The 13,768-nt window shown below is 69.8% G+C and carries 16 protein-coding genes, 1 pseudogene and 1 riboswitch; of the genes and pseudogenes, 5 read left to right on the forward strand and 12 right to left on the reverse strand.

Annotation, left to right across the window (positions count from 1 at the left end):
• Nucleotides 1-60: 60 nt before the first annotated feature.
• Together D0Z06_RS14880 and D0Z06_RS14885 are read left to right on the forward strand one after the other, a co-directional pair.
• A complete protein-coding gene (locus D0Z06_RS14880; RefSeq protein WP_113831222.1) occupies nucleotides 61-468 on the forward strand; it encodes a four-helix bundle copper-binding protein in 408 nt (135 codons plus the stop codon).
• Nucleotides 469-980: 512 nt separating this feature from the next.
• Nucleotides 981-1,577, forward strand: a complete 597-nt coding sequence (locus D0Z06_RS14885; protein WP_113831223.1) for a DUF305 domain-containing protein — start codon at nucleotides 981-983, stop codon at nucleotides 1,575-1,577.
• A 314-nt stretch (nucleotides 1,578-1,891) separates the two neighbouring features.
• Here D0Z06_RS14885 and D0Z06_RS14890 read toward each other — a convergent pair whose 3' ends face one another.
• From D0Z06_RS14890 to D0Z06_RS14920, 8 genes are all read right to left on the reverse strand, one after another.
• Nucleotides 1,892-2,158, reverse strand: coding sequence for a heavy-metal-associated domain-containing protein (locus D0Z06_RS14890; protein ID WP_117378258.1), 267 nt, complete (start codon nucleotides 2,156-2,158; stop codon nucleotides 1,892-1,894).
• A 67-nt stretch (nucleotides 2,159-2,225) separates the two neighbouring features.
• Nucleotides 2,226-2,363: a metal-sensing transcriptional repressor gene (locus tag D0Z06_RS25110; protein ID WP_147252388.1), complete on the reverse strand. Its 138-nt coding sequence runs from the start codon at nucleotides 2,361-2,363 to the stop codon at nucleotides 2,226-2,228.
• A 222-nt stretch (nucleotides 2,364-2,585) separates the two neighbouring features.
• On the reverse strand, nucleotides 2,586-3,479 hold the full coding sequence (locus tag D0Z06_RS14895; protein ID WP_233517696.1) for a F510_1955 family glycosylhydrolase: 894 nt from the start codon (nucleotides 3,477-3,479) through the stop codon (nucleotides 2,586-2,588).
• On the reverse strand, nucleotides 3,476-4,345 hold the full coding sequence (locus tag D0Z06_RS14900; RefSeq protein WP_199522331.1) for a cytochrome c biogenesis CcdA family protein: 870 nt from the start codon (nucleotides 4,343-4,345) through the stop codon (nucleotides 3,476-3,478). The genes D0Z06_RS14895 and D0Z06_RS14900 overlap by 4 nt, the downstream gene beginning before the upstream one ends.
• Nucleotides 4,342-4,902, reverse strand: coding sequence for a TlpA family protein disulfide reductase (locus D0Z06_RS14905; protein ID WP_233517697.1), 561 nt, complete (start codon nucleotides 4,900-4,902; stop codon nucleotides 4,342-4,344). Before D0Z06_RS14905 ends, D0Z06_RS14900 begins: the two co-directional genes overlap by 4 nt.
• Before the next feature lie 201 nt (nucleotides 4,903-5,103).
• Nucleotides 5,104-5,739 (reverse strand): DUF305 domain-containing protein, encoded by a 636-nt coding sequence (locus D0Z06_RS14910; protein WP_117378260.1) that lies wholly within the window; start codon nucleotides 5,737-5,739, stop codon nucleotides 5,104-5,106.
• Nucleotides 5,740-5,819: 80 nt separating this feature from the next.
• Nucleotides 5,820-6,269, reverse strand: coding sequence for a DUF6153 family protein (locus D0Z06_RS27280; RefSeq protein WP_458339535.1), 450 nt, complete (start codon nucleotides 6,267-6,269; stop codon nucleotides 5,820-5,822).
• Nucleotides 6,270-6,367: 98 nt separating this feature from the next.
• The gene (locus D0Z06_RS14920) at nucleotides 6,368-7,384 is read right to left on the reverse strand and encodes a C40 family peptidase (protein ID WP_233517698.1); all 1,017 of its coding nucleotides are present in this window, start codon (nucleotides 7,382-7,384) and stop codon (nucleotides 6,368-6,370) included.
• A 44-nt stretch (nucleotides 7,385-7,428) separates the two neighbouring features.
• A riboswitch (cyclic di-AMP (ydaO/yuaA leader) is annotated at nucleotides 7,429-7,585 on the reverse strand.
• A gap of 279 nt (nucleotides 7,586-7,864) precedes the next feature.
• Between D0Z06_RS14920 and D0Z06_RS14925 the strand changes: the two genes are divergently transcribed.
• A complete protein-coding gene (locus tag D0Z06_RS14925; protein ID WP_117378266.1) occupies nucleotides 7,865-8,227 on the forward strand; it encodes a BlaI/MecI/CopY family transcriptional regulator in 363 nt (120 codons plus the stop codon).
• Nucleotides 8,224-9,159: a M56 family metallopeptidase gene (locus tag D0Z06_RS14930; RefSeq protein WP_117378268.1), complete on the forward strand. Its 936-nt coding sequence runs from the start codon at nucleotides 8,224-8,226 to the stop codon at nucleotides 9,157-9,159. Before D0Z06_RS14925 ends, D0Z06_RS14930 begins: the two co-directional genes overlap by 4 nt.
• A gap of 325 nt (nucleotides 9,160-9,484) precedes the next feature.
• Here D0Z06_RS14930 and D0Z06_RS14935 read toward each other — a convergent pair whose 3' ends face one another.
• Both D0Z06_RS14935 and merA read right to left on the reverse strand, forming a co-directional pair.
• Nucleotides 9,485-10,729 carry an MFS transporter gene (locus D0Z06_RS14935; protein WP_233517699.1) on the reverse strand — a complete coding sequence of 415 codons (1,245 nt, stop codon included), beginning with the start codon at nucleotides 10,727-10,729 and terminating at the stop codon, nucleotides 9,485-9,487.
• Nucleotides 10,730-10,915: 186 nt separating this feature from the next.
• A complete protein-coding gene (merA, locus tag D0Z06_RS14940) occupies nucleotides 10,916-12,283 on the reverse strand; it encodes a mercury(II) reductase (protein ID WP_117378270.1) in 1,368 nt (455 codons plus the stop codon).
• Nucleotides 12,284-12,369: 86 nt separating this feature from the next.
• On the opposite strand from merA, the gene D0Z06_RS26390 reads away from it, so the two are divergent.
• The gene (locus D0Z06_RS26390) at nucleotides 12,370-12,795 is read left to right on the forward strand and encodes a heavy metal-responsive transcriptional regulator (protein ID WP_117378271.1); all 426 of its coding nucleotides are present in this window, start codon (nucleotides 12,370-12,372) and stop codon (nucleotides 12,793-12,795) included.
• Nucleotides 12,796-12,831: 36 nt separating this feature from the next.
• Here the strand turns inward: D0Z06_RS26390 and D0Z06_RS27155 are convergent.
• Nucleotides 12,832-13,197, reverse strand: a pseudogene (locus D0Z06_RS27155) (helix-turn-helix domain-containing protein); the annotation flags it as partial.
• Between the two features lie 189 nt (nucleotides 13,198-13,386).
• Nucleotides 13,387-13,725, reverse strand: a complete 339-nt coding sequence (locus tag D0Z06_RS14955) for a hypothetical protein (RefSeq protein ID WP_117378275.1) — start codon at nucleotides 13,723-13,725, stop codon at nucleotides 13,387-13,389.
• Nucleotides 13,726-13,768: the final 43 nt, after the last annotated feature.

The following is a 13,768-nucleotide window of genomic DNA, read 5'->3' on the forward strand; positions in this document are numbered from 1 at the left end:
TCGGCGTCCGATCCGGGCGACATCCGAGCCGTCCGGCGCCGAGAAACCGAGGAGGCAACCATGACCGTGGCAGCCCAGATGCTCGACACCTACCCCAAGGACCTCGGCGGGGTGGACAAGCAGAAGCTCCTTGAGTGCATCGAGGCCTGCTTCGAGTGCGCCCAGGCGTGTACCGCTTGCGCCGACGCCTGCCTCAGCGAGGACATGGTCGCCGAGCTGACCAAGTGCATTCGCACCAACGCCGACTGCGCCGACGTCTGCGACACGACCGGCCGTGTGCTCTCCCGGCACACCGGCTACGACGCCAACCTCACCCGGGCGGTGCTCGAGGCCTGCGCTGCCGCCTGCAAGGCGTGCGGTGACGAGTGCGAGAGCCACGCCTCGATGCACGAGCACTGCCGGGTCTGCGCCGAGGCCTGCCGGCGCTGTGAGCGGGCGTGCCGGGACCTCATCAGCTCGCTGGGCTGACAGGGACTGCACGGTGGGTCGGCCTCGGCGGCGCCAGGCCAAGAGCGGCCCCAACGACGCCCCGGGGCCGAACCATCGCTCCAGCGGCGCTGGACGTCGAGCTGCCCCCGCCGACTGTCGAAGGCATCGTGGTCACAACGACACCCGACGCCATCGCTTCCGCAGATCGGCGCGCTCTTCGTCCAGTCGTCGGCGTCGCGGGCTGATGTCGCCCGATCGATGCCGAACAAGTCGGCACTTATGGCGAGTTCGTCGTGAGCGCAACCCCAGCTGTCCCGACGGCGGTATCGACTCTCCGGTTTATCCGTACGGCCGTACGGGCATCCAGACGTCCGACGTACGCCAACCAACGTCTACCCATGCAGCGGTCCGGGCCCGGGGGCCGACACCGCTGCCACTGCAACCACGCACATGTGACGTCGCGGGCTGCGGCGAACGGCTCGCGTGACGATGCAGTCAGTGGTTTGCGGAGTTCCTCCCCACCGACGACAGCAAGGACGGAGATCGGATCCATGGCGACCAAGAGGAGCGACGAGGCGAAGGAACACGGTCAGGACGGCGGCATGTCCCACGAGACGAAGATGTACCTGCGCTTCACAGCCATGATCACGACGTCCATGGTCGTCATGTACTTCACGATGTTCGCCGGCACGTGGGAGTGGAGTCACGTCCGGTTCAGCCAGAGCCGCGTGTTCATGGCGGTCACCATGGGCGGCACCATGGGCCTGATCATGCTCGCGTGGATGCTCAACATGTACAAGAACGTGAAGGGCAACATCGCGATCGTGGCGGTGAGCCTGCTGCTGCTGGGTGGCGGAATCGCGCTGGACCGCAGCCAGGCCACCGTGCAGGACTCCGCCTGGATGAGTGCGATGATCCCGCACCACTCGCTGGCCATCACCCGGTCCGAGCGCGCCGACATCACCGACGTCCGGGTGTGCCAGCTCGCCGTCGAGATCATCAAGGCCCAGGAGCGCGAGATCGCCGAGATGGAGTGGCTGATCCAGGACATCGAGGAGAACGGGAAGGCCGCCACGACCGAGGAGGCGCAGGCCCGCGCCGTTCCCGACTTCGAGGGTTCGGCCCTGCGGGACTGCGCGTCGGAGTGATCGCGGTAAGGCCGGCCACATGTCCATGACGGTGACGACTCGAGCAGGGGTCTCCGGCCGGTGGCCACGGTCCCGGTCTTGTCCGGGACCGTGACCACCCTGAGCACCTTCGGGCCTTTGATGAGGACGCCGAGCTGCGCCACAGCCGGCACTTACAGCGCGGCGGCTCCCGAAGGGGCGCCACCCGAGTCGTGCCGACACAAGGCCACTTTCGGTCAGCTGCCTGCGGTGCCGCCGCCCGCGTGGCGGACGTCGGAATGGGCCGGCGATGGGCCGCTAGCGGTACCCCACGACCAGCCTCCGGGCGCAGACTTTCAGCTGCAGCCGCAGCCACACCCGGACGTCTGGTCACCAGCCCCTGCGAGCAGGTTGGCGGGCTCGGCTACCTGATACCCGGCTTCTTCAACGGCAGCGCGCACGGCACCGTCGTCCACATCGGCCACGGCGCTGACGGCGAGTCCACCGGTGGCGAGATCGACGCTGACGTCGGTGACGCCGGGGACCTGGCGGACCTCTTCGGTCACGGAGTTGACGCAGTGGCCGCAGGTCATGCCGACGACGCTGTACGTGGCGGTGCTCATCTCGAGTTGTCCTTTCGATTCCTCATGTACGTGCATTGCCGTGGATGTTCGTTCTGGTGGTCCTGTCTCAGGAGCGGACCCGGCCGGCGATGGCCTCGATCACCTCGCGGATCATCTCGTCGGCCTCGACCACGGACTGGAGGCCTCGTACCTCCCCTTCCATCCGACGAAGGGGCCTGAGGTAGTCGTCCTTGCGCTGCTGCATGTAGCCGCGAGAACTGCTGGCCTCTGCGTGGCCCGTGACAGGTTCCTGCGCCGACCGACGGATACCCCCCGCCAGTACCCACGCCTTGGAAACCTATACCCCCAGGGGGTGTGATGCAATGACGCATCAAGTGCTCACCCGAGCAGGACCTGGGAGGGCATCGCCCGGTGCGGCAGCAGGAGAGCCTTTCGGCTCCCTGCGCTGACTCATACCCGCCACGCCTCAGTCCTCCAGGACCACTTCAAAGGTCAGTCCGCCGTCGTCCGACTCCACCAGCGCCGTGGTCGTGACGACGGTGATCCTCAGCGAGGCCCCCACCGAGGACGTCGCCGCCACAGCCTGCGGGGGTGATTCCAGCTTGGGCCCCGCCTGCCAGGTCCGGGCTGCGTCCGCGCTCGTCCACACCGCACCGGACGAGTCCACCCCCGCGACGTTCATGCCGTCGTCAGCCCAGTCGACCACCTGGAGGAGCGGCGCACCGTCGTTCCGGACCCACGACCTACCGCCGTCGAGGGAGCTGAGGAGCCCCTGCTCCGTGGTGGCGAGGATCGTCCGCCCGTCCGGTGCCGCGGCGAGTGCTGCCGGAGCTGCTGGGATCAGTAGTTGCTCCCACTCTTCGCCGTCGGCGCTACGCACGAGTGAGCCGTCGTAACCGAGGATCCCGGCATCGCTGACAGTCAGCGCATGGAAGTCGGACTCCCCCTGCCGGGATCGCGGTTCCCACGTCCGGCCGCCGTCCGTCGACTCGATCAGCCCGACCGGCTCGGGCAGGTCGGCGTCCGGCCCGGGGTGACCTGAGGCGAGGAAGTGCCCCGGTCCGCGGACGGCGAATCCCATCAGGTCGATGACCGGGCCTATATGGGTTGACTCGCCGTCATCGCCCACGTCGAAGAGCCCGTCGTGCGTGGCCAGGAGCAGCCGCCCGTCAGCTGGGTCGATCGCGACACCGTGGATGTGACTGGACGGCAGCATGCCGGCTGTCGCTCCGGCGGCGGCTGCTTCCGACTGTCCGGACGAGGAGGTGCAACCAGCGAGGAGCAGCGCCGAGGCGGCCGCTGCAGCCGTCGCGACCAAGGGACGCCGCGCCGGCCCCGCCGGTGAGTACTTGTCGGTCACAGAAATGACTCTCCCCATCCAGTGGCCGCGAGCCATGCCCGAAGCCAGAACATCAATCGATCCCAGTAGCCGGTGAGCAGCAGAATGCCGAGCACGATCAACAGGCCGCCGCCGATCCGTGTCACGGTGTGGGCATGTCGGCGCGCCCAAGCGGACACGCCAACGACGCGACGGGCACCGAGCGCCATCGCCACGAAAGGGATCCCCAAGCCGAGGCAATAGGCCAACCCGAGCACTGCACCACGAAGCGCGGAGGCCTCTGCGTAAGCGAGGGTGTTGACCGCGGCGAGCGTGGGTCCCAGGCACGGCGTCCACCCCAACCCGAAGACGACGCCGAGCACGGGCGCGCCGGCTAGGCCACCGGACGGCCGGTGGTGCAGACGGCGTTCTCGCTGCAGCCAGGGAAGCAGGCCGAGGAACGCCAGCCCCATGCCGATGGTCACGACACCGGCCACCCGGGTCAGCACCGGTGCCCACTCCAGCAGCAGCCGACCCAGGCCACCGAACAGGGCGCCGAAAGAGATGAACACCAGGCTGAAGCCGGAGACGAAGAGCAGGGATCCGATCAACATTCTTCGTCTGCCGGGGCTGCGGACCGCCGTCCTGACGGCGCCCGTGCCGTCGCCTGCAGATGCCGCCACCGGTGTCCCTGTTCCGAGAGCGGGTACGGCTCCCCTGCCCCTCGGTTCTTCCGCATCCACTGCCGTTCCGGCGAGCCCCGCGATGTAGCCGACATATCCGGGAACCAGGGGCAGGCAGCAGGGCGAGGCGAAGCTGATCAGGCCGACCAGCGCGGCCACGGCGAAGGCCACCAGCAGCGACCCATCGGTGACGATGTCGGCGAACAAGTTTCCGAGGTCGGTCATCCTCCGGTCTCCTGCATGAGGCTCGACAGCACCGACTGAAGGTCGTCTCGTGCCACGGCCCCGGTATAGACACCGGCGACCCGTCCCTCCGTGTCGAGCACGATGGTCGACGGGACGACGTTGGCCGGGAAGCCCCGGAAGGCCATGGCGACCTCGCCCCGCGGGTCGAACATCGACGGATACTCCGCGCCCACGTTGGTCATGAAGGCGCTGGCCATCTGCCGGTCGTCTTTCACGTCGACGCCGAGGAATTGCACGCCCTGGTCGCGCACCTCCGCGTAGACGGCCTGGAAGTCGGGGGTCTCGACGCGGCAGGGGGCACACCATGATCCCCAGAAGTTGAGCACGGCGATGTCCCCGTCCAGGTCGGCCGAGTCGAACGGTGTGCCATCGAGAAGTTCGCCGCTAAAGGATGGCGCGACTGCGCGCCTGGTGGCTTCGATCACCTCGCCAGCAGAGGTGGCGCCGTTGAACTCGTAGCGGGTCCCGGGCGTGGTCTGGTCGACGTCGCTGGACGAGCAACCGGCAAGGGTGAGGAACAGGGCCGAGACGGCCAAGAGTGCGAGGCGACGAGGCGCACGAACAGATCTGGTTGAGCCACGCATGCCAGCGCGCATGGGGTAGTCCTTCGAAACGGAGGGGCTGACGTTGAGGGAGCGCTCCGGCTCTACGGCCGAAGCGCGAAGCCGCGAGGCCGCGCAAGCTGTCGACGGGGTGGCGCTGCCCCGAAGCTGGAACAGCGCCACCCCGTCGCGGCGTCATCCGCCCAACTGAGTCAGCAGCGTCTGCATCTCCTCGATCTCAGCGGTCTGGGACTCGACGATCTCCCGAGCCATCTCGACGGCGTCCGGGTTGGAACCGTCGGCGATCTCGGTCTCCGCCATGTCCACGGCGCCCTGGTGGTGCGGGATCATCATCTCGAGGAACATCCGATCGAACTCAGCGCCGGAGGAAGAGTCCAGCGCTGTCATGTCCTCCTGGGACATGCCTTCCATGTCCATGCCGCCCGAGCCGTGGTCCATGCCGCCCATGTCCTCCTCGGGCAGCGGCTCGCCCCACGCCTCGAGCCAGCCGGTCATCGTCTCGATCTCCGGCCCCTGCGCCGCCTCGATGCGATCGGCTAGGTCGATCACCCTCGGGTCCGAGGCCCGGCCATCGGCGAGCTGAGCCATGCGAAGGGCCCCCTCGTGGTGCGGGAGCATGCCCTGGACGAAGGCCACGTCGGCGTCGTTGTGGGCGGTGGAGTCGTTGGCGGAGCTGTCGGCGGCGGCGGTGCCCTCGGCGCTGCTCCCAGCACTGGCGCCTTCGCCTCCGTCGGAGCAGCCGGCCAGCACGATGGCGCCTGTCATGAGTCCGCCGGCAAGGCGGACAAGTCGAGCGGTGGTGCGCGTCATTGCAAGTCTCCTGGGTCGGTGTCATAGGCATGCGGAACGGACCCGACCGAGCACATGGCTGGCGGGTCTGGGCATTCGGCCTAGATCCGGAGGAGACAGAGAGCGGAAAGATCCGGTGGCCGCGGGAGCCTGGACCACCAGGCGTGCCACAGCACTGAGGGCGCCCTGGCACGGACGACGGAGCCTGGAACTCGTCGGATCAGCGCAGCCACGCCCAGAAGGACCACGCCGGTCAGAAGCACCGCGAGACAGACCGCCCCGAAGGCGGTACCGGACGTCGACGGACTGTCGTGCGGCGGACCGGATATGGCGGCGACAGGACCCGCGCCCGGGACGACGCCGGGCGACTGATACCCCACGACCGTGAGCGCCGGCCAGACGAACTCTGCCGACGCTACGCCGTGGACCACGGGCATCGCGGATGCCGCCGTCCCGTGGCCGGCGTCCATGTCGGCCGCCATGCACTGAACACCGTGCATGGAGAAGACAGCAGCGAGCAGCAGCAGCGCCCACACGCGTCGCGCCGACATCCCACCTCCCAACGACTGACTTCAGGCTACTAGGCCGCGTAGTACTCCCTGCCGCCATGAGGCGGTTCGCCTCACGGCGACAGTTCGCGGTCCAGCCTTCAGACGATGCGTCGCGCCCCCGCGTAACCCGACATGTCGACAGAGCCGACCTTGACAGGTTCACCGAACGTAGATGCGTGGACCATCTGTCCACCGCCGATGTAGATGCCGATGTGGCTCACCGGACTGTAGAAGTAGACGAGGTCCCCCGCCTGGAGCTCCGCCCTCGGGACCGCTTGGCCCATGGTGGCCTGCATCCTGCTGGAGTGCGGCAGCGAGATCCCCGCTGCTGCGAAGGCGTATTGGGTAAGCCCGGAGCAGTCGAAGGAGTCGGGTCCCGCCGCGGCCCAGACGTAGGGGTCCCCGAGCTGGGCCATTGCGGTGTCGACGGCAGCCTGCGCCGCAGCGCTGTCGGCCACCACTGCACTGGGCGGCGGCGCGGCCAGCGTCCGTCCGCCGTGGGCAGCGTCGGCCTCTTCCCGCTGCGCGGCTGTCAGCGCCGTGTACTGGGCTTGGTATTCGGCGATCTCCGACTGCAGGTCCGCCTGCTGAGCGGCGACCTCGTCAACCTGCTGCTGCGCCTCGGCAGCTGCCTTCTCGGCCGCCGCCTGCGCCTCCTCGGCCGCGGTCCGAGCGATCGCGACTCGGTCGAGAACGTCGTTGTGGTGGCCGGCCACTGATTCCAGGAGGGCGATCCGATCGAGGAACTCCTCGGGGGATCCGCTGGTCATGAACGCCTGGACGGCGCCGAGTCCGTCTCCCGTGTACGCGGTCTGTGCGACGGCTGCCAGTTGGTCACTCAGCGCGGCCAGTGCCGCCTCGGCTGCGGCGACTTCATCCTGAGCCACCGCCGCCGCCATCTGCTGTGACTCGAGGTTCTCGCGCGCCTCGTTGAACTGCTCGGTGAGAACTTCCAGCTCGTGGCCGCGCTCGGCGACGAGAGAAGCTGCATCCTCGGCTGTGACGGGGTCACCCGGCGCTGCCGCCGCAGGGGCGGAGGCGAGATCGATCCCGACGACGGCGATGACAGCCAGGAGCAGAGTGCGCTTTCGCCACTGTGGGCCGGAGCGGGTCACGGGCAGGGAGTCGCGATGGGTAGTCGCCACGGCGGGCGGCTCTCCTGTCTTCCAGTGGCCGCCTACCGAGTTAGCTGACGGATTCGGGCGGGAAGACGCCCTACCTGCGGCCGGCAGTTCGGCTCGCAGGATTCACCCCAGTACTGCGGTGGGTCCCCGGTCTCGGACGGTCGCCCGTCCTGCGTTCGGCGGCGCCCGGACGGGCCTCCATGTGCGGAGGACGACTGCCGAACCGAGCCTCGCCAACATAGGTGCGTGACCGTTTCGTGACAACTATGCGGGCCAAATAGTTGCCGTGTCGGAGACGACGGTTCCTGAGCCTTGCGGCCCACTGCGGCCATGCTGGAACGAGGACTCCCTCGCCGACTGCCAGTAGTGTGCAGCGACCGATACACCGTGGAACGTGCGAGACCGCTCCCGACACGACTCCGCCGCTCCGACGCACGGAGAGCGTGCTGCGGCACTAACGAAGGAGCACCGGTGCCACCGCTGGGCAAGCTGGAGGCGGCCGTCATGGGCGTCCTGTGGTCGGCCGACGCCGCACTGACCGTGCGGGAGGTTCTCGAGCGGCTGCCCGTGCAGCGGAACCTGGCCTACACGACGGTCATGACGGTGTTGAGCACCCTGCACCGCAAGGGGATGGTGGATCGCGAAGCGGTCGGCCGCGCGTACAGCTACCTCCCGGCACGAAGCCGGGAAGCAGCGGCCGCGGCATCACTGCGAGAGATCCTCGAGGCCTCGGAGGATCCACGGTCGGTCCTCCTGCACTTCGCCGAAACCGCGACCGACGAGGAATCCGAAGTCCTCCGTGACGGCCTCGCCAAGCGGAGTGCTGAACCGTGACCGCGGTCGTTGCTCTCATCGCCGGCACTCTGTTGTTCGGCTGGCACGGCCACCGCGTGCTGATGTGGCTCGCGGATCGGCGCCTGGATCCGACGATCCTGCTCACCGGCTGGGTTCTGTCGACGCTGGGCTTCGCCGCCTCGCTGTTCGCCATGCTCAGCCTGGTGGCCCTACCCGTCGACGAGCATCATGCCGGCACCTTCGGTCTGGCCGGAGACTGCTGGATGGCCCTCTCCTCCGGAGTCCTGCCAGGGACCGCGGAGGCTGTCGCCGCCGCGGGGGTGGTGACTGCCGCGTTCATCGCCTCCAGAGTCGGCCTCGTCATCCACAGAAGACTTCGGCGTCGGCGGCGCAACGCCCCGCACCTGCAGCAGCTGCGCCTGCTGGCCGCCGGCTGCCGGGCGCATGACCCACTCTGGATCGAGGACGAGCGCCCCATGGCACTCTCCATCGGCGGACGCTCTGGTCTGATCGTCATGAGCCGGGGATTGCGGGATCAACTGACACCCGCGGCCGTGCACGCCACCCTTGAGCACGAACGCGCCCACCTCAGGGGCCGACACCACCTCATCCTGGCCATCCTCGAGACACTCGCCCTGGCTCTGCCGTGGTGCCCTTTGCTGCGTGCAGCGCCTGAAGCCGCGCGAGACCTCGTGGAATTGGCTGCGGACAGCCGGGCAGCCCGCCATTGTGGACCGTCCGCGGTCCGCGAAGCCTTGTCTCGCCTGACCGGTCACCCACTGCCTGTCGGAGCTCTCGCCATGGCCGGGCGCCTGACTGCGGCGCGACTCCAGCGGCTCTCCACAGGCAGCATCGGGGGAAGCGGACTCAGCCGACTGGCTGGTTGCACGGCGGTTGCGGCCGGGGCCCTGGCGTTGCCCACGGCCGCCGCCGCGCTGGCCGTCAGTGTCGTGCAGTGCGCCTTTGCCTGACATGCTCCAGGACACCGACCACAGCGCCTGATCCCCTCCAGCGGCATTGGAGGCGATTCACTGAGTTTCCAGTACCTGACCAGAAGGGCGCACCGCCCCGGCCGCCCCGCCAGACCGGGGGTCGGGGCGGGGCTCTCCTCATCCCTGTCCGAGCGCACACGCCCGCCGGTGTCTTGCCCTTTCAGCGCACGTCGATTCCGGGCGCTGTACAGGAGAATGTGCTGCCCCCCCCCGTAGTCGAAGTCTGGCCTTCTAGGTAGGCCTTTTCCCCTGCCGCGGCGGCCGGTTCCAGTCGACCAGGCAATAACTACAAGGACGTGGCGAATCAAAGCTCGCCGGCGGCGTCACCGCTCCGGCGCAGGACAGGGCCAGCGACACGGCTGGCGGCGAAGCCGACGGCGGCGGCGAGCAGGAGAAGGACGCCGCCGAGGTAGTAGACGGCGCGGATCCCCATGGTGTCGGCGAGCAGCCCGCCGATGCCGAGGCTGGCCAGGCGCCCGGTCTGCCAGAGCAGGTCCATCAGGGCGAAGACCCGTCCGCGCGTGCGGTCGGCCACGTGCGACTGGAGCAGGCTGTTGAAGGTGACGGCGCCGGTAGAGGTTCCGACGCCGTACACGGCCAGGGCGGCGGCGGCGACCGGCAGCGAGCGGACCGAGGCGAGCACCAGGTCGACCACGCCCCGCAGCACATAGGGGCCGAACACGTACAGCGGCCGGCGTGGATCGGGGATGAACCGCAGCAGGAGGATGGGCCCAAGGGCAGCGCCGACGCCGATCGCGCCGACCAGGATTCCGTAGGCATCCGCCGGTGCCCGAAGGTGCTCGGCGGCGAGGACGACCAGCAGCGCGCTGGTCGCCCCGGCCGACAACGCGGCCAGCAACTGTCCGATGGCAAGCGCGCGCAGCAGCCGGTCGCGGCCGACCAGGGCCACGCCGTTGCGGGCGTCGGCGAGCAGCCGGCGGCGGCCGACCTCGCCCGGCGGCTCGACCAGCCGCAGGCCGCGCAGCGCCAGCGCCGAGACGACGAAGCTCGCGGCGTTGATGCCGAACGCCCAGCCGGGACCGACCAGGGCAACCAGGCCTCCCGCCAGCGGCGCAAGGACGACCTGCGACAGCACCGCCGCGGTCCAGACGGCGCTGTTGGCGGCGACGATCTCCCGGTCGGCCACGACCGAGGGCAACACGCTGTTGGCCGCGGGGTTGAAGAACGCCGCCCCGGCGGACAAGCCGAACGCGACCGCGTAAATGACCAGCGGGTCGTCGTGCCAGACCACCAGCACGCCGGCCAGGGCGGCACGGAGTACGTCGGCGGCAACCATCACCTGGACGCGGGGCAGCCGGTCGACGACCACGCCGGCAATCGGGGCGATGAGCAGCACCGGGACGATCTCGGCGACGACGACGCCCGCCACGCCCAGCCCCGAGCCGGTCAGCCGGTAGATCAAGATGGCCAGCGCAACGAAACTGAAGATGTCACCCCACTGGCTGACCGTGCGCGCCGCCCAGAGCCGCCGGAATTCCGGCTGGGCCAGCACCGCACGCATCCCCGGCCGCCGCTCCTCGTCCGCCACGCCCCTCCTGTCCTTCGTCACCGGAGTTCCACTGCCCCACCGTCCGGGGCTGAGCCTCGCTCAGCCCTCACCGGGTTGGCCCGTCCTTGTGAACGTCCGGGCTCCCCGTACTGCCGTCCAGGCACTCCGACACTGGCACCTGAGCGAACGCAACCGACCCGCAGTGCCCAAGCAGGATGCCTCCGCTCATGCGCAGCAGCTGGTCGGCTTGTCGGTGCGGAACAGTCCGGCGGCGATGCGCAGCGCTTCGCTCATCGTGAGGTAGGGCGCCCACGTGTCGGCCAGGTCGTCGACGGTCAGCCCAAACTTGATCGCGTAGGTGGCGGCAAGCATCACGTCACCGGCGCCGTCGAGTACGGCGTGCACGCCCAGCACCTTGCCGGTGTCGGCGTCGATGACCAGCTTGAGGGCGCCGCGGGTGTCCCGGTTGGCCAGCGCCCGCGGGATGTCCTGCGCGCCGAGCACCCGGCAGTCGCAAGCGTGACCGCGCGCGAGCGCCTGCTCCTCGGTGAGGCCGGCACTGCCCAGCTGCGGCGTCGTGAACGTCACCCCGGGCAGTCCGCGGTAGTCCACGGTTGTCGGCGCACCAAGCGCTCCTGCGGCAGCGGCGTGCCCGGTCTGCGCGGCGACGTAGACGTACTGCGGCGCCCGAGAAACGTCGCCGGCAGCGAAGATCCGCGGATTCGTGGTGCGCTGGTGCGCGTCGACCACGACGAAGCCCCGCTCATCGGTCGTCACCCCCGCCGCCTCCAGACCCAGGTCGCCGGTGTCGGCGTACCGGCCGGTGGCCACCAGAAGTCGCTGCCCTTGCGCCTCCCGGCCGCCGCTTGTCGTGACCACGATGCCGTCGGCGCTGCCGGCCACGGCCACCCCGCGCTCCTCGACCACGGTGATGCCGTCGTCGGCGAACACCTCACGCAACACCGCAGCGATTTCTGGCTCCGTGTGCGGCGCGAACCGGCCCACGACGGTGACCTGCACGCCCAGGTGCGCGAAGAGCTGCGCCTGCTCCAGCCCGACGTAGCCGCCGCCCAGCACGACCAGCGACTCCGGCAGCCGGGTCAGCTCCATCGCCGTGGTGGAGGTCACGTAGTCGACGCCGGCCAGGCCGGGCAGGTCGGGGATGTGCGGGGCCGCGCCGGTGGCCACCACGTACGCAGGCGCCACCAGTGGCTGCCCGTCGACCTCGAGGGTCTGCTCGTCGACGAACCGGGCGTGCCCGTACCGGACGGGGAAACCGTGCGCCTCGGCGACGTCGGCGTACTTGAGCTGCCGCAGCCGGTCGATGAGCTCCTGCTTCTGCTCGGTCAGTGCGGCCATGTCCACGTCGCCGGCGCCGGTCGGCACCGCCGGGAACGGGTTGACCTGGGCACGGTGCCGCCGGCCGGCGGCGGCGAGCAGGTTCTTGCTCGGTACGCAGCCGATGTTCAGGCAGGTCCCACCCAGCGGTCCATGCTCGACCAGCACGGCGGACTTGCCGCGGGAGCGTGCCTCGATGCCGGCAGCCATCGCCGCCCCGCCGGTTCCGATGACTACCAGATCGACTGCGTCCACGTGCCGCTCCTCCGCTTGGCTCGATGACCTGGTAGCCGACGCTAGGGCTTCCACTGGGCTGGAAGGTCAAGTCGTAGGGTGCGCCGGTGCGTATCGGCCAGCTCGCCGCCCGAACCGGGCTGACGACCAAGACGATCCGGTTCTACGAATCCGCCGGCGTACTTCCCGCACCGGCTCGGCGTCCCTCCGGCTACCGGGACTACGACGAGGACGCCGTCGACCGGTTGGCATTCGTCAAAGCGGCCCAAGCCGCCGGGCTCAGCCTGGCCGAGATCCGCGAGATCATCACCGTCCGGGCGAGCAGCGGAGCTCCGTGCCAGCACGTCCTCACCCTGCTGGACAGCCACGCCGCCGACCTCGACCGGCGCATCGCCGAGCTGACCGCGTTACGCGCGGACGTCGAACGGCTCCGCTCCCGGGCGGGCACCCTGGACCCGGCCACGTGCAGCCCCGCCGCCGTCTGCCAGGTGATACCCGCCGACGTCGTTGCACGGCACGTGCCCACCAGCTGACGCCGGGTCACGCGTCCTGGCGCCGGCAGGGATGCCGAGAGCGCGGGACACCCGGTTCAGCGCCGTCAGGTCGTGCCGGTGGCCCCGGCCCTGCTCGATGCGCTGGCAAGTCATGATCGGCACGCCTGCCAGCTGGGCCAGTTGCTCCAGGGACAGGCCGCGGGCCAAGCGCAGCACCCGCAGCGTAGGGCGAGCCGGGTCGACGTCGTACAGAGCGACCGGGTCAACGCCGAGGGCGGCTGCCAGCCGCGGCACGTACCGCGCCTGCGGTGCGTGCGCGCCCCGCCTCCAGTCCCGGACGCGGTCGGCCGAGCGCACGCCGGCCTGCTGGGCGAGATCTTCGCGGGTCAACCCGGCGGCGAGCCGAGCGTGCCGCAGCCGGTCGCCGCAGAAGTGCCCCACCGGCGCATCGTGACACCGGCCGTGGGTTCATCACCACCGGTTCGTCCCAGTCCTCGACCTCGCTGACGCCGCTCCTAGTGTCGCTCCATGGCTCCCGGTGGCGGCTTGCGAGTCCTCGACCGCCGCCGGCGGGACCACTGGAGTCACCTCGGCTGCCTCTGGGCCATGGGGCCGGCTCGGCTGCGCCGATCAGGAGCTCCCCGTGGCCACCGGTCTCGCCGGAGTGGCCGCTGGCCGTTCGGTCATCTTCGTCAGCCGCCGTACCTCGGCGGTATCCATCTCCAGCAGCGCGGCCGCCCGCTCAGCCGAGACATCCTCGGCCAGGAGGGCGCGCAGCGTCTCAGCGAGCGTCGCCGTCGCCGCCTGCAGCCCCTGCTCGGTCTCCCGTCGCGCCTCCAGGGCCACGAGCGCCTCGGCCGTCGCCTGCTCGACCCGACGGTCGTGTTCATCGCGGGCGGCGTCCAGGGCCCGTCGTCGCTCCCGCGCCTTCGTCAGCGCCGCCGCCTGCCGACTCACCGTTCTGGCCACCGCTTCCTCCGCTCTCTCAGCTGACCGACCGCCGGATCGTCAC

Origin of the sequence: Geodermatophilus marinus (assembly GCF_003428645.1) — a bacterium.
Lineage (GTDB): Bacteria > Actinomycetota > Actinomycetes > Mycobacteriales > Geodermatophilaceae > Geodermatophilus.